Raw genomic sequence first — 15,570 nt, forward strand, 5'->3', positions numbered from 1 at the left:
AACTGGCTTCGTGGAAGGACACCCCCGATGAGGGTGCTGCTGCTGGGCGCCGACGGCTTCATCGGCCGCCGGGTCACCGATCGTCTGCTGATGGACCAGGAGTTGCAGGTGGCGGTGCTCGGCCGGCGCGACTCGGCCGACATCCGCTTCGACCTGACCACCGGGAGCCCGGGCGCGCTGGCCCGGTTCCTGGACGCGGTCGCGCCGCAGGTGGTGATCAACTGTGCGGGCGCGACCTACGGCAGCTCGCGCACCCTGATCCGGGCGAACACGCTGGCCGTCGCGACGGTCTGCGAGGCCATCCGGCGCAGCCGGGAGCCGGCCCGGCTGGTGCACGTCGGCTCGGCCGCCGAGTACGGGCCGGTGCCCGGCGGGGTGCCGGTCTCCGAGCAGGCCGAGCCGCGGCCGGTCGGCCCGTACGGGGTGTCCAAGCTGGCCGGGACGGAGCTGGTGCTGGCCTCCGGGCTGGACGCGGCGGTGCTGCGGGTGTTCGACGTGGTGGGCCCGGGGGCGCCGACCGCCTCGCTGTTCGGGCGGCTGGCCGAGGGCCTGCGGCGGGCGCTGGAGCGGGACGAGCACCAGGTGCGGATGCCGGACCTGTCCGGATACCGGGATTTCGTGGACGTGCGGGACGTCGCCCGGGCCATCCAGGCGGCCGCGGTGTCGGCCGCCACCGGGGTCATCAACGTCGGCAGCGGGCACGCCGTCCGGGCCCGGGACGCGGCCCAGCTGCTGGTGCGGGCCTCGGGCTTCGAGGGGCAGATCGTCGAGGAGAACCGGCAGGCCCTGCTGCCCGCGCAGCTCGCCGGGGCGGGCGGCGACCACCACCTGCCCGGCCACCACCTGCCCGGGCACCGGCCGGAGGGGCACCGCCCGGAGGGCCGGGCGGTGCCGGGCGAGCCGGTGCCGTGGCGGCAGGCGGACGTGCGCACCGCCCGGGACCGTCTCGGATGGCGGACACAGGTGCCGCTGGAGGAGTCGCTGGGAGACGTCTGGCTGGAGACGGCCTGTCGGGTGTGACGGCGCCGCGCGGCGCCCCGGGCCCGTCAACCACGGGCCCGGGGCGCCTTCCGGGGCCCCCGTCGCCGGTTCCACGATCCGACGCCGCCCGTCTCGCCCATCGGACGGGCTGTCTCGGAATACCGCAGGGGCGTGACACTGTTGGCCTAGAGAGCCACCCGAGTGGCGGAGCAACAACCCAACACCGAGGTTGGCCCTGGCCACCCGAACAAGACCCATCGGAGTCCCCGTGTCGTTGCCACCCCTGGTCGAGCCGGCCGACGAGCTCACCGTTGACGAGGTCCGCCGGTACTCCCGCCACCTGATCATCCCGGACGTGGGCATGGCGGGGCAGAAGCGGCTGAAGAACGCCAAGGTGCTGTGCGTCGGCGCCGGTGGCCTCGGCTCGCCGGCTCTGCTCTACCTGGCCGCCGCCGGTGTCGGCACGCTGGGCATCGTCGAGTTCGACGTGGTGGACGAGTCGAACCTGCAGCGTCAGGTGATCCACGGCCAGTCGGACGTCGGCCGCTCCAAGGCGGAGTCGGCGCGTGACTCGGTCAAGGAGATCAACCCCTACGTCAACGTGGTGCTGCACGAGGAGCGCCTCGACAACTCCAACGTCATGGAGATCTTCTCCGGCTACGACCTGATCGTGGACGGCACCGACAACTTCGCCACCCGCTACCTGGTGAACGACGCCGCGGTGCTGCTCGGCAAGCCGTACGTGTGGGGCTCGATCTACCGCTTCGACGGCCAGGCCAGCGTGTTCTGGGCCGAGCACGGCCCCTGCTACCGCTGCCTCTACCCGGAGGCCCCGCCGCCGGGCATGGTCCCCTCCTGCGCCGAGGGCGGCGTGCTGGGCGTGCTGTGCGCGTCCATCGGCTCGATCCAGGTCAACGAGGCGATCAAGCTGCTGGCCGGCATCGGTGACCCGCTGGTCGGCCGGCTGATGATCTACGACGCCCTGGAGATGAACTACCGCCAGGTGAAGGTCCGCAAGGACCCGAACTGCGCCGTCTGCGGTGAGAACCCGACGGTCACCGAGCTGATCGACTACGAGGCCTTCTGCGGCGTCGTGTCCGAGGAGGCGCAGGCCGCCGCCGCCGGTTCGACCATCACCTCGCAGCAGCTCAAGCAGTGGCAGGACGACGAGGAGGACATCTACCTCATCGACGTCCGCGAGCCCGGCGAGTACGAGATCGTCAACATCCCCGGCGCGGTGCTGATCCCGAAGAACGAGTTCCTGATGGGCGACGCGCTGGAGAAGCTGCCGCAGGACAGGAAGATCGTGCTGCACTGCAAGTCCGGCGTGCGCTCGGCCGAGGTGCTGGCCGTGGTGAAGGCCGCCGGTTTCGCCAACGCCGTCCACCTGGGCGGTGGCGTGCTCGGCTGGGTGAACCAGATCGAGCCGCACAAGCCGGTCTACTGACCGATGCCCCACGTGGAAGGGCCCGCCGTCCGGCGGGCCCTTTCCGTTGGCGCGGGGAGGTCCGGACCGGCCTGGGGGCGGCTCAGAGCGCGTTTTTGCGCTGGAGCACGTTGTAGGCGATCCAGCCCGGCAGCACCGGCAGCCAGAAGGTGAGCGCCCGGTAGAGGAAGACCGCCGGGGTGGCGACCGCGGGGGAGACGTCCGCGACGGTCAGGGCACCGATCAGGGCGACCTCGACCGGGCCGATGCCGCCGGGGGTGGGGATCGCCGAGCCGGCCGCGTTGGCGGTCAGGAAGACCACCGCGACGGCCGAGAAGCTGATGTTGCCGCCGAAGGCCTGCACCGAGAAGTCCAGGCAGGCGGTGAAGGAGAGGGTCAGCAGCAGGATGCCGCCGAAGCCGGTGACCAGCTTGCTGGGCGTCTGCATCAGGTCGAGCATCCGCGGCACCACACCGAAGAACAGCGAGCGCAGCCGGCCCAGCACGAACCGGCGCAGCGGCGCGACGGCGGCCACCACCAGTGCGAGCACGGCGGCGCTCAGCACGCCGATGATCACCGCGCGGGAGGCGGAGAGGTCCCCGTTGGTCTGGCTGCCGGTGATCAGGCCGAAGCTGAACAGCAGCAGCAGGTGCCCGGCCAGGCCCGCCAGCTGGGAGGCGCCGACCGAGGCCACCGCCTGGCCGGAGCGGATGCCGGCCTTCTGCAGGTAGCGGGTGTTGAGCGCGATGCCGCCGATCGCGGCGGGCGCGACCAGCTTGACGAAGGAGCCGGCCAGCTGGGCGGCGACGGTGCGCCGGAACGGCAGCCGCTCGGGGACGAAGCCGGTCAGGCTCATCGCGGCGGCGACGTAGCTGAACGCGGCGGCGAGCAGGGCGGCCGCGGCCCAGGCCCAGTTCATCTGGGAGAGCTTCAGTTGGGCGGGCTTGATGGTGGTCAGGGCCAGGTAGGCGGCGAAGGTGAGCGCGATCACCATGATCAGGCTCTTCGGCTTCAGCCGTTCCAGCTTGGCCGGGGCCATCGGGGCCTCGGGGGCGATCTGGAGGATCTGGCCGCGGATGCGGCTCAGCAGGTCCTCGCCGGCCGCCGCGATGTCCTCCTCGGCCTGCTGCTGGGTGCGCTCGCCGGCCGCGACCTGCTCCAGCGCCTTGGCCCGGGCGGCGGTCTTGCGCTCCTTGGTGAGCTTGGCGAGGTCGACCCGGGTGGAGCGGCTCATCCCGACCGGCTGGAGCAGCGGCAGCGCCTGGGCCACCCGCTCGGCGCCGAGCACCGCGTTGGCGGTGGCGACGGCGCGCTCCGGGCCGATCCGCAGCGCGAAGGTGGTGAGCAGCTGGGCGACGTCGATGCGCAGCGTCAGGTCGGTGGCGGCGATGTCGCCGCCGGAGAGGTTGACGAGGCAGCCGGTCCGCTCGTCCACCACCAGCAGCGACTCGCCGGTGAGCCGGCGGTGGGCGATCCTGCGCTCGTGCAGGGCGGCCACCGACTGCCAGATCGAGGCCATCACCGGGTCGGTGACCTCCTCGTCGGAGAGCTCGTCCAGGGTGCAGCCCTCGACGTTCTCGTACACCAGGATCGCGGCGTCCGGGCCCAGCTCGGAGGTGGCGACCAGCTGCGGCGCGTGGGCGCCCGAGGCGGCCGCCGCGTACGCGATCAGGGCCTCCTGCTCCAGCGCCTGGCGCAGCGACTGGGGGCTGCGGCGCACCGCCACCGAGCGCAGCCGCAGCCGCCGCCAGGCCCGGTAGAAGAAGCCGGAGGCCTGCTGCTCGCGGTCGATGATGTGCACGTCCAGCGGGGGGCCGCCCTGCTGGATGACGTGGTAGCGGCGGGTGCCGCCGGGGGCGTCGGGGGCGCGCACGGCGCCGGCCGGGGTGAAGCCGACCTTGCGCAGGCCGATCATCAGGTGCTGGCCGGTGGGCCGGATGTTGGGGGAGCCGATCGCGTACAGCGTGCCGTAGGCGACGGACCAGCCGATCAGCACGGTGAGCAGCAGCGACAGCGGGGTGGTGTAGCCGCCGAGCAGCTCGGTGATCCCGCTGAAGACCACCACCACCCACAGGGCGACCCGCCAGCGCGGTCTGCTCGACATGCCGACGGCGGTCATGTAGGCGATCACCGGGGCGAGGTAGCCGTGCACCGGGTCGGTGAGGGTGCCGTTGCTGTCCATCGGCAGCCGGGTCAGCGCTTCCCGGATGTTGTCGGAGGCGCCTTCGGCCACCCACCAGTCGATGCCGAGCGAGACTCCGTACGCCAGCACCGAGGCGAGCACGCCGTCGGCGACCCGCAGGCCGTCGCGTTTGATCAGCCGCTCGACGGCGAAGGCCAGCGGCACCGCGAGCACCGCGACGCTGGAGATCAGGCCGGTGATGGTGGAGAACACCACGGAGAAGTGCGGTGCGTTGGTGGCGATGTCCTGCTCGATGCCGGTGGTCGTCGAGGTGGCGATGCCGGCCAGCAGGAAGACGGCGACGATCCCGAGGACGCCGGCCAGGAAGCGGATCAGGTCGGACGGGCGGTGCGCGCGGGCGGCGAGCAGCGGCTCGTCGACGTCCAGGTGCGGGGCGTCGTCCAGCGGGGCGTGGTCGTCGGGCGGGCCGGCGGGAGCCTCCGGGGCCGCGGCCGCGGGTCCCGGGGCGGCGGGTTCCGGGGCCGTGGTGGTCTCGGCCTGCGGCGGGCCGGGCTGTCCGGGGGTCTTCGCGGGTGCGGGGGTCTTGATCGTTCGGTCCTTGATCAGGGAGACTTCCGGCGTCGGCCCCGGTTCGGGCCGGCCTTCGCTCTCGTTCCCGGGTGCCGACGGCACGGCGGCAGCGGACTCGTCGGAGTCCTTGTCCACGCCCACGTCAGCCGTCCCGGTCATCTGGTCTTGTCCTCGTATCACCACTCACCGCCCCGGAAGATGGTGGCATGCCCCGGCCTCCCGTGCGGGACAGGGGGCGGATCAGGCGCGGCGGATCGATCGCACGGTGCCGCGGGTTCGCCCCCATAGGGAAGGATGCCGCAGGTGACGGACGTAACACACGACGGTCTTCCGGATGCCCTGCCACCGTTCGCCGAACTGGTGCTCGACCTGACCGAGCGGATTCCACCCGGCCGGGTGATGACCTACGGCGACGTCGCCGAGTACCTCGGCCAGGGCGGCCCCCGGCAGGTCGGCCGGGTGATGGCACTGTACGGCGGCTCGGTGCCCTGGTGGCGGGTGATCCGCGCGGACGGCCGCCTCCTGCCCGGGCACGAACAGCGCGCCCTCGCCCACTACGGCGAGGAGGGCACCCCGCTGCGCGAACTCGCCGACCCGCCCCGGGTCGACCTCCGGCGGGCCCGCTGGGACGGCGAGGAGAACCCGGCGAAACCGCCACACGAGCGGGATTGACGGGGCAGGATCGTAGGCTCGATGCGGGCGGGCCCGGAGGGTCCGCCCCCGCCATGCCCCAGTTCGACCCCAGGACCACTTCGTGAGCTCCCCCTACCGGCTCGTGCGCAGCCCGCTCGTCCAGCCCGATCCGCCGGTGCTGGACGCCTACCAGCGCGCCGTGGTCGAGCACGCCGGCGGGCCGCTGCTGGTCCTGGCCGGCCCCGGCACGGGCAAGACCACGACGCTGGTCGAGGCGGTCGCCCGGCGGATCGAGGACGGCACCGACCCCGAGCGGATCCTCGTCCTCACCTTCAGCCGCAAGGCCGCGACCGAGCTGCGCGACCGGATGTCCGGCCGGCTCGGCAGCTCGGCCGCCGCCCCGCAGGCCACCACCTTCCACTCCTTCTGCTACGCCCTGCTGCGCGCCCACCAGGACCCGGAGGACTACGCCGAGCCGCTGCGGCTGCTCTCCGGCCCCGAGCAGGACGTCATGGTCCGCGAACTGCTGGCCGGCGGCGCCGAGGACGCCAAGCTCGGCAGCACCCGCATCGAGTGGCCGCTGGACCTGCGGGCCTGCCTGACCACCCGCGGCTTCGCCGACGAGGTCCGCGCGGTCCTCGCCCGCAGCCGCGAACTGGGCCTCGGCGAGGCCGAGCTGGAGCGCTTCGCCCGAGGCGTCCAGCGCCCCGACTGGGCCGCCGCCGCGCACTTCCTGGCCGACTACCTCGACGTGCTCGACCTGCGCGGCGTCCTCGACTACGCCGAACTCGTCCACCGCGCCGTGCTGCTCGCCGAGCGCCCCGAGGTCGGCGAGCAACTGCGGCGGCGCTACGAGGTCGTCTTCGTCGACGAGTACCAGGACACCGACCCCTCCCAGGTCCGGCTGCTGCGCCAGCTGGCCGGCGGCGGGCGCGACCTGGTCGCGGTCGGCGACCCGGACCAGTCGATCTACGCCTTCCGCGGCGCCGACATCAACGGCATCCTCGACTTCCCGCAGACCTTCCGGCAGGCCGACGGCAGCCCCGCCGAGGTCAAGGTGCTGCGGGTCTCGCGCCGCTCCGGCGCCGTGCTGCTCGCCGCCTCCCGGGAGGTCGCCCGCCGGATGCCGATGGGCCGGCTGCCCGCCGACAAGCTCGCCCAGCACCGTGCCCTGCTGCCCTCCCGGGAGGGCGGGAGGGTCGAGGTCTACACCTACCCGACCCCCGGCGCCGAGCTGGACTCGATCGCCGACCTGCTGCGCCGCGCCCACCTGGAGGACGGCGTGCCCTGGGGCGAGATGGCCGTGCTCGTCCGGGCCGGCGCCCGCTCCATCCCCGGCGTGCGGCGGGCGCTCGGCGCGGCCGGCGTCCCGCTGGAGATCGACGGCGACGACCTGCCGCTGCGCGAGGAGCCGGCCGTCGCCCAGCTGCTGCTCGCCCTGCGGGTCTGCGCCGAGCAGGCCGCCCGGGACAAGCAGGGCGATCCGGACGCTCCCGACCCGCTCACCACCGAATTGGCGCACGCCCTGCTCACCGGCCCGCTCGGCGGCCTCGACGGCTCCGACCTGCGCCGCCTCGGCCGGGCCCTGCGCGAGGAGGAGCGCGCCGCGCTGCGCGCCGACGGCCGCCCCGCCACCGTCCCGCGCCCGGCCGGCGAGCTGATCCGCGAGGCCCTCGCCGAACCCGAGCGCCTCGTCGCCCTCGACCCCGCGCACGCCCGCCGGGCCCGCGACCTCGGCACCCTGCTGCGCAAGGTCCGCGAGCTGCTGGCCGGCGGCTGCACCGCCGAGGAGGCGCTCTGGGAGCTGTGGGACGGCAGCCGCCGCTGGCGCGAACGCCTGGAGCGGGCCGCCCTGCGCGGCGGCGCGGCCGGCCGCAACGCCGACCGCGACCTGGACGCGCTGTGCGCCCTCTTCGAGACCGCCGCCCGGGCCGAGGAGCAGGTCACCGGCCACCGCAGCGCCCTGGACCTGCTCGCCGAACTCGAAGCCCAGGACATCGCCGCCGACACCCTCACCGTCCGGGCCGTGCGCCCCGAGGCGGTGCGGCTGATGACCGCCCACCGCTCCAAGGGCCTGGAGTGGCGCCTGGTCGTGGTGGCCGGCGTCCAGGACGGCCTCTGGCCCGACCTGCGCCGCCGCGGCTCCCTCCTCGAAGCCGACCGGATCGGCCGCGACGGCCTCGCCGAACCGCTCTCCCCGGGCGCGCTGCTCGGTGAGGAGCGCCGGCTCTTCTACGTTGCCGCGACCCGGGCCAAGGAGCGGCTGATCGTCACCGCCGTCAAGGCCCCCGCCGACGACGGCGACGAGCCGTCCCGCTTCCTGCGCGAGCTCTACCGCGAGGACATCGACCCCAGGACCGGCAAGGTGGTCCGCCGCACCCCGCCGGTCACCGTCGAGGACGTCACCCACCGCCCGCGCCGCCCGCTGTCGGTGGCCGCGCTGGTCGCCGAACTGCGCGCGGTCACCGTCGACCCCGCCCGCTCGCCCGAACTGCGCCGCGCCGCCGCCGAACGGCTCGCCACCCTCGCCGCCGCCACCGACGAGGACGGGCTGCCGCTGGTGCCCGCCGCCCGCCCCGAGCGCTGGTGGGGCCTGGACGACCCGACCACCGCCCCCGAGCCGCTGCGCAGCGCCGACGCGCCGGTCCGGCTGTCCGGCAGCGGGCTGGAGCAGCTGGAGAGCTGCTCCCTGCAGTGGTTCCTGGACAAGGAGGTCAAGGCGCGCGGCGCGGGCTCGGCCGCCCAGGGCTTCGGCAACGTGGTGCACGCCCTCGCCGACGAGGTCGGCTCCGGCCGCACCCCCGCCGACCTCGCCGTGCTCATGGAGCGGCTGGACACCGTCTGGGACGCGCTGGCCTTCGACGCCCCCTGGAAGTCCCACCAGGAGAAGACCGAGGCCCGAGCCGCCCTGGAGCGCTTCCTCAACTGGCACGTCCTGGAGCGCGGCCGGGACCTCGTCGCCACCGAGCACGGCTTCGACGTCACCCTCGACGTCGGCGGCGTCTCGGTGCGCATCCGGGGCTCGATGGACCGGGTGGAGAAGGACGCGGCCGGGCGCGCCTACGTCGTCGACTTCAAGACCGGCAAGCAGATACCCACCGACAAGTCGCTGCCCGAGCACAAGCAGCTCGCCGTGTACCAGCTCGCCGTCCGGGCCGGCGCCCTCAACGAGCTGCCCGGCTTCACCGCGCACCCGCCGGACACCGGCGGCGCCGAACTGGTCCACCTGCGCGAGCCCGCCGCCAAGGCCGCCCAGGACGCCCCGAAGGTGCAGCGGCAGGAGCCGCCGGAGGGCGAGCCCTGGATCGAGAACCTGCTCGCCGAGGCGGCCGGGAAGGTCCTCGCCGAGCGCTTCGTCCCGCAGACCGGCGGCGGCTGCGACCGCTGCGCCTTCCGCCGCAGCTGCTCCGCCCAGCGCGACGGCGCCCAACTGGTCGAGTGAGGATTGTCCGTCGCTCCGGTTACGGTTGCGGGGTGACCGCCGTGCTCAGCCATCCCGACCAGCTCAAGGAGCTGCTGGGGATCCCGTTCAACCGGGAGCAGATGGCGGCCATCGGCGCCCCCCTGGAGCCGGCCGTGATCGTGGCCGGCGCCGGCTCCGGCAAGACCACGGTGATGGCCGCCCGGGTCGTCTGGCTGGTCGGCTCCGGCGCCGTACGGCCCGAGGAGGTGCTCGGCCTCACCTTCACCAACAAGGCCGCTGGCGAGCTCTCCGAACGGGTGCGCCTGTCCCTCCTGCGGGCCGGGGTCACGGACCGGGGCGTCGAGCCGCTCGGGGACCCGGAGATCTCCACCTACCACGCCTTCGCCGGCCGCCTGCTCAAGGAGCACGGCCTGCGGATCGGCATCGAGCCGGACGTCCGGCTGCTCGCCGACGCCACCCGCTTCCAGCTCGCCGCCAAGGTGCTGCGCACCGCCCGCGGCCCGTTCCCCGCGCTCACCGGCACCTTCGCCAACCTGGTCGCCGACCTGACCGCGCTGGACGGCGAGCTCGCCGAGCACCTGGTCGAGCCGCAGACCCTGCGCGACTTCGACGAGGAGCTGCTGGACACCCTCGCCACCGTCAAGCTGACCAACGACGACCTGCGGGCCGTCCCGGCCACCGCCCGGGCCCGGCTGGAGCTGCTGCGGCTGGTCGAGGACTACCGGCGCCGCAAGCGCTCCGCCGGGCTGATGGACTTCGGCGACCAGATAGCCGCCGCCGCCCGCCTCGCCCAGCAGCGCCCGGAGGTCGGCGGGCTGCTGCGCGGCCAGTTCAAGGTGGTGCTGCTGGACGAGTACCAGGACACCTCGGTCGCCCAGCGGCTGATGCTCGCCGGCCTGTTCGGCGCCGGCCCGGACGGCACCGGCAGCGGCCACCCGGTGACCGCCGTCGGCGACCCCTGCCAGGCGATCTACGGCTGGCGCGGCGCCTCCGTGGCCAACCTGGACGAGTTCCCCCGGCACTTCCCGAAGGCCGACGGCCGCCCCGCCGACCGCTACGCGCTCAGCGAGAACCGCCGCAGCGGCGGACGCCTGCTCGCCTTCGCCAACGAACTCGCCGCCCCGCTGCGGGAGATGCACGAGGGCGTGGAGGCGCTGCGCCCGGCCCCCGGCGCCGAACAGGACGGCTACGTGCGCGCGGCGCTGCTGCCCACCCACGCCGAGGAGATCGACTGGCTCGCCGACTCGATCACCCACCTGGTGCGCACCGGCACCGCGCCGGGCCGGATCGCCGTGCTGTGCCGCGGCGGTGCGGCCTTCCCGGACATCCACGCCGCGCTCGTCGCCCGGGAGGTGCCGGTCGAGGTCGTGGGCCTCGGCGGGCTGCTGCAGCTGCCCGAGGTGGCCGACCTGGTGGCGGTCTGCGAGGTGCTGCAGGACCCGACCGCCAACGCCGCGCTGGTGCGCCTGCTGATCGGACCGCGCTGGCGGATCGGCCCGCGCGACCTCGCGCTGCTCGGCCGCCGGGCCGCCGACCTGGTGCGCACCGACCGGCCCGAGGGCGTCGAGGCGCTGGCCGCGGCGGTCGCCGAGGCCGACCCGACCGAGGTGGTCTCGCTGGCCGACGCGGTGGAGACCTTCCTCGACGCCCCGTCCGGTGAGGAGGGGAAGCCGGACGAGCTGCCGTTCTCCGCCGAGGCGCGGGTGCGTTTCGCCCGGCTCGCCGCCGAGCTGCGCGAACTGCGCCGCTCGCTCGCCGACCCGCTGATGGACGTGCTGCACCGGGTGCTGTCCGTCACCGGCCTGGAAGTCGAACTCGCCGCCTCCCCGCAGGCCCTGGCCGCCCGCCGGCGGGAGACCCTGCACGCCTTCCTGGACGTCGCCGCCTCCTTCGCCGACCTCGACGGCGACCCGGGCCTGTCGGCCTTCCTCGGCTTCCTGCGGGCCGCCCAGGAGTACGAGCGCGGCCTGGACAGCAGCCTGCCCGGCGGCGAGGACACCGTGAAGGTGCTCACCGCGCACAAGTCCAAGGGCCTGGAGTGGGACGTGGTGGCGGTGCCCGGCCTGGTGCGGGGCGCGTTCCCCTCGTCCAGCCCGCGCGAACGCTGGACGAGCACCAAGCGCGTGCTCCCGCACGCCCTGCGCGGCGACGCCGAAACTCTGCCCGACGTGCGCGGAGGGTGGAACGGGAAGTCGATGACCGCGTTCAAGAAGGAGCTGGCCGAGCACTCCGCCACCGAGGAACTGCGCCTGGGCTACGTGGCGTTCACCCGGCCGCGGTCGCTGCTGCTGGCCTCCGGGCACTGGTGGGGGCCGAGCCAGAAGACCGTCCGCGGCCCGTCCGCCTTCCTGGAGCGGTTGCGCGAGCACTGCGAGCGGCCCGGCGCGGGCGAGGTCGAGCACTGGGCCGAGCAGCCGGAGAAGGGCGCCGGGAACCCGGCACTGGCCGCACCCGTCGAGCGCCCCTGGCCGCTGCCGCTGGACCCGGCCGCCCAGCACGCCCGCCGCCGGGTCGCCGAGGTGGTGCGCGCGCGGGTGGCCGGAGCGCCCGCTCCCGAGGCCGAGGAGACGGCCCCCGAGGACCAGCGCCAGATCGCCTCCTGGGACCGCGATCTGACCGCGCTGCTGGGCGAGTTGGAGCGCTCCCGGCGCACCGCGCGGGACGTGCCGCTGCCCGCGGCGCTGTCCGCCACCCAGCTGCTGCGGCTGGCCGCCGACCCGGACGGCTTCGCGCACGACCTGGCCCGCCCGATGCCGCGCCCGCCGCAGCCGGCGGCCCGGCGCGGCACCCGCTTCCACGCCTGGGTCCAGTCCCGGATCGAGCCGCTGCTGCTGGTCGAGCCCGGCGCCCTGCCCGGCGCCGACGACGACGGCATCGAGGACGAGCAGGACCTGGAGCGACTCAAGGAGGCGTTCCTGCGCACCCCGTACGCGCAGCGCAGGCCCCACCGGGTGGAGGTGCCGTTCCAGCTGGTGCTGGCGGGCCGGGTGGTGCGGGGCCGGATCGACGCGGTCTACCGGGAAGATGACGCGTTGTCGGAATCCGTCAGTGCGTCACGCTACGAAGTGGTGGACTGGAAGACCCACCGGGAGGAGACCGCCGACCCGTTGCAGCTCGCGGTCTACCGGCTGGCCTGGGCCGAGCACGCGGGCGTCGATCCCGAGCAGGTCACGGCTTCGTTCCTGTACGTCCGCAGTGGCCGGATCGTGCGTCCGACCGGACTTCCCGACCGAAAAGAGTTGGAACGGCTCCTGATCGGGAACAGTGACTATTGAGTCACGCAGAGCATCCAAGTCATCGCGCCAGTGCCCGAAACCTGTGCGTCGTGCACGTTTCGCGCCTATTGTGGGGTCGGTAACCGGTCAACCCCCGTGCTCCGGCCGCCAGCGAGGCCCGCATTCCCTGACCCTCAGTCATCACCGCAGGTGCCCTTGGGCATCGGCGTCTTCTGCTGGAGAGACCGAAGTTGAGCGCGACCGGATGGATCAGAGAGCGGTTCGCCGGGCCGACACCGGGGCCCGCCCCGCGCGCGACCGGCACCTGGCCGAGGACGGCACTCGCGCTGCCGTTCATCGGCATGGTGCTGATCGTCGCCCTCGACTACCTCAGCGGCACCAAGGTGACGGTCGAACCGGCCCTCACCGCCGTGCCCGCGCTGGCCGCCGTGGTCAGCCGCCGTACCTGGTACCCGCTCGCCATCGGCCTGGGCACCGAGGCGGCGGCCTTCCTGATGGCCTTCCGCAGCGACACCCTCGGCGAGTCCGTGCACGCCGCCAGCGTCTTCGCGATCCTGCTCGTCGCCGCGATCGGCTGGGTCAGCGCCACCCTGAGGCTGCGCCAGGAGCGGGCGCTGGCCGACGCCCAGCTGGTCGCCTCGATCGCCCGCCGGGTCCTGCTGCGGCCCGTCCCCGAGCGGGTCGGCACCGTCCGGGCGGCCGTCCACTACGAGGCCGCCGCCGCGCACGCCCGGATCGGCGGCGACCTCTACGAGGTGGTCAACACCCGGCACGGGGTGCGGGCCGTGGTCGGGGACGTGCGCGGCAAGGGCCTCGGCGCGGTGGAGACGGCCGCCGCCGTGCTCGGGGCCTTCCGCGAGGCCGCCCACCAGGAGGCCGCCCTGGACCGGGTGGCCGGCTGGCTGGCCGTCAGCCTCGACCGCGCCCTGCACGAGAACGACCACCCGGGCGTGGAGGAGGAGTTCGTCACCCTGGTGCTGATCGGCGTCGGGCCCGACGGCGCCGCGGAGATCGTCAACTGCGGCCACCCCGCCCCGCTGCTGCTGCGCGGCGGGGAGGTCAGCCCGCTCGAACTCGCCGAGACCGTACCGCCGCTGGGCGTCCTCGACCCGGCCGACGTGCGCCCGCCGGTGCACCGGCTGCTGCTCCAGGGCGACGACCGGGTGCTGCTGTTCACCGACGGGGTGATCGAGGCCCGCGACCGCACGGGCGTCTTCTACCCGCTCGCCGAACGCTTCCCGCGCTGCGCCGCCGGCCGCCCGGCCGACGTCCTGCAGCGACTGCACGAGGACGTGGTGCGCCACGTCGGGCGCCAGCTCGGCGACGACGCGGCCATGCTGCTGCTCCAGTTCGACCCCCCGTCGGCGCTCGGCGCGGCGGGATCCCAGGTCGTGAGCACCGTTCATCTCCCACAGCAGGCCGGAGTCCTGACGCGCCAGTAGGTGCGTCAGGGCCGGCCCGCCTCTACAGCGACACCTCGACCAGCAGCGGGCGGTGGTCCGACACCGCCGCGCGCGGCGCCGCCGCCGGGCCGACCGCCGTGCGCGGCACGCCGATCGCCAGGACGTGGTCGAACTGCACCGCGGGCCGGTGCGAGGGGTAGGTCGGCGTGCGCGCCAGGTCGTGCCAGCCCTGGAGGCGGGGGCGCGGCCCGCGTGCCCGGCGCCGCTGCGGCTCGGCCAGGGCCGGGCGGGCCCGCCGGGCCGCCCGCAGCTCGCGCACCCGCACCCGGGGCGCGGTGCGCTCCAGCACCGTCGCCCCGCCGAGCACCGTGCGCGGCACCGCGCCGACCAGGTTGAAGTCGCCCAGCACCAGGTACGGCTGGGGAAGGTCGGCGATCCAGCGCCGGATGCCGGCCAGCTGCGCCATGTTCCAGCCGGGGACGAAGGACAGGTGCGCCGCCACCACGGTGAACGGACCCCGCTCGCCGTCCAGGACGGCCGCCAGCGCGGCCCGCGGCTCGTCCGGCACCGGGGTCAGCCCGCGCCGCCCGGCCACTCGCAGCGGCAGCCCGAACGGTGCCGGGGCGAACCGCCGGGCCCGCCAGTGCCGTACCGGAAGCCTCGTCAGCAGCGCCGTCCCGTAGGAGGGCGGGGAGCCGTCGTCCACCTCGTCCGGCCCGTACACCCGCAGGCCGTTCGGGCCGGACGGCTCGGGCACCCAGCCCGCCACCGGCGCCGGGCGGCCGTGCAGCGCGGCGGCGAAGCGCCAGTCCTTGGCGCCCATCGCCGAGGCCGCCACCGCCGCCTGGTCGGTGCCGCCGGAACGCGACTGGTGCCGGTCCACCTCCTGGAGCGCCAGCACGTCGGCGTCCAGGGCGGCCACCGCATCCGCCAGCGGCGTGCCGGCGTCGGAGGGGTAGGGCCGTGGGGCGCCGTCCGGGGCGAGGGGCTGGCCGTGCAACAGGTTGAAGGTGGCGATGCGCAACTGGCTCACACCGCACGACGGTACCCGCTCGCCGGGGGAGGGGTGCTCGGCTTGAGGCGGTAGGGCATACCGGGTATACATACTCGGTATGTCCATCCGTCACGGTCTGCTCGCCCTGCTCGACCAGGGCCCGCGCTACGGCTACCAGCTGCGCACCGAGTTCGAGGCGCGCACCGGCGCCACCTGGCCACTCAACGTCGGGCAGGTCTACACCACGCTGTCGCGGCTTGAGCGCGACGGGCTGGTCGAGCCCGCGGGGGAGGACGACGAGGGCCACCAGTTCTACGCCGCCACCGACGCCGGCCGGGAGGAACTGCGGACCTGGTTCGACACCCCGGTGCCCCGGACCAACCCCCCGCGCGACGAACTGGCGATCAAGCTCGCCATGGCGGTGACCGTCCCCGGGGTGGACGTCTCGGCCGTCGTCCAGGGCCAGCGCCGACACAGCATCAAGGCGCTCCAGGACTACACCCGGCTCAAGGGCCGCGCCCTGTCCGGCGAGGCGCGCCCCGGCGTGGTGCCCTCCGCCGGCCACGACCTGGCCTGGCTGCTCGTCCTCGACCAGCTCATCTTCCAGACCGAAGCGGAGATCCGCTGGCTCGACCACTGCGAGACCCGGCTCGCCCAGCAGGCCGAACTCCTGCAGAACCGCACCGCCGAGGCCGCCCGCGACGGCGCCGCGCCCGCCAAGCGCGGCCGCCGCCTGCGCACCTGAGCCCCCGCAACACCC

9 protein-coding genes are annotated in these 15,570 nt (G+C 74.5%); 7 read left to right on the plus strand and 2 right to left on the minus strand.

What is annotated here, in order from left to right:
- Window positions 1-27 precede the first annotated feature (27 nt).
- On the plus strand, window positions 28-1,020 hold the full coding sequence (locus tag ACIRRH_RS04790) for an NAD-dependent epimerase/dehydratase family protein (RefSeq protein WP_403061777.1): 993 nt from the start codon (window positions 28-30) through the stop codon (window positions 1,018-1,020).
- A 229-nt stretch (window positions 1,021-1,249) separates the two neighbouring features.
- Complete coding sequence (gene moeZ, locus ACIRRH_RS04795) at window positions 1,250-2,428, plus strand: adenylyltransferase/sulfurtransferase MoeZ (RefSeq protein WP_403061780.1); 1,179 nt, start codon at window positions 1,250-1,252, stop codon at window positions 2,426-2,428.
- 82 nt (window positions 2,429-2,510) lie between these two features.
- Here the strand turns inward: moeZ and ACIRRH_RS04800 are convergent, their stop codons facing one another.
- Window positions 2,511-5,279, minus strand: coding sequence for a flippase-like domain-containing protein (locus ACIRRH_RS04800; protein WP_403061782.1), 2,769 nt, complete (start codon window positions 5,277-5,279; stop codon window positions 2,511-2,513).
- Window positions 5,280-5,414: 135 nt separating this feature from the next.
- On the opposite strand from ACIRRH_RS04800, the gene ACIRRH_RS04805 reads away from it, so the two are divergent.
- The 4 genes from ACIRRH_RS04805 to ACIRRH_RS04820 all read left to right on the plus strand — a co-directional run bounded on the left by ACIRRH_RS04805 (window position 5,415) and on the right by ACIRRH_RS04820 (window position 13,855).
- A complete protein-coding gene (locus ACIRRH_RS04805; RefSeq protein WP_403061785.1) occupies window positions 5,415-5,792 on the plus strand; it encodes an MGMT family protein in 378 nt (125 codons plus the stop codon).
- Between the two features lie 82 nt (window positions 5,793-5,874).
- A complete protein-coding gene (locus ACIRRH_RS04810) occupies window positions 5,875-9,195 on the plus strand; it encodes an ATP-dependent helicase (protein ID WP_403061788.1) in 3,321 nt (1,106 codons plus the stop codon).
- 32 nt (window positions 9,196-9,227) lie between these two features.
- Window positions 9,228-12,452, plus strand: a complete 3,225-nt coding sequence (locus ACIRRH_RS04815; RefSeq protein WP_403061791.1) for a UvrD-helicase domain-containing protein — start codon at window positions 9,228-9,230, stop codon at window positions 12,450-12,452.
- Window positions 12,453-12,643: 191 nt separating this feature from the next.
- Window positions 12,644-13,855 carry a PP2C family protein-serine/threonine phosphatase gene (locus ACIRRH_RS04820; protein ID WP_403061793.1) on the plus strand — a complete coding sequence of 404 codons (1,212 nt, stop codon included), beginning with the start codon at window positions 12,644-12,646 and terminating at the stop codon, window positions 13,853-13,855.
- Between the two features lie 22 nt (window positions 13,856-13,877).
- Here the strand turns inward: ACIRRH_RS04820 and ACIRRH_RS04825 are convergent, their stop codons facing one another.
- A complete protein-coding gene (locus ACIRRH_RS04825; RefSeq protein WP_403061796.1) occupies window positions 13,878-14,849 on the minus strand; it encodes an endonuclease/exonuclease/phosphatase family protein in 972 nt (323 codons plus the stop codon).
- A gap of 79 nt (window positions 14,850-14,928) precedes the next feature.
- Here ACIRRH_RS04825 and ACIRRH_RS04830 point away from each other — a divergent pair, with 79 nt between their 5' ends.
- Window positions 14,929-15,555, plus strand: coding sequence for a PadR family transcriptional regulator (locus ACIRRH_RS04830; protein WP_403061799.1), 627 nt, complete (start codon window positions 14,929-14,931; stop codon window positions 15,553-15,555).
- Window positions 15,556-15,570: the final 15 nt, after the last annotated feature.

Source organism: Kitasatospora sp. NPDC101235, assembly GCF_044767505.1.
Classification (GTDB): domain Bacteria; phylum Actinomycetota; class Actinomycetes; order Streptomycetales; family Streptomycetaceae; genus Kitasatospora.

Bases quoted from the DNA above. Each gene is read 5' to 3' on its own strand.
- ACIRRH_RS04790 (WP_403061777.1), top strand. From the start codon at position 28: ATGAGGGTGCTGCTGCTGGGCGCCGACGGCTTCATCGGCCGCCGGGTC.
- ACIRRH_RS04800 (WP_403061782.1), bottom strand. From the start codon at position 5,279: ATGACCGGGACGGCTGACGTGGGCGTGGACAAGGACTCCGACGAGTCC.
- ACIRRH_RS04805 (WP_403061785.1), top strand. From the start codon at position 5,415: ATGCCGCAGGTGACGGACGTAACACACGACGGTCTTCCGGATGCCCTG.
- ACIRRH_RS04830 (WP_403061799.1), top strand. From the start codon at position 14,929: ATGTCCATCCGTCACGGTCTGCTCGCCCTGCTCGACCAGGGCCCGCGC.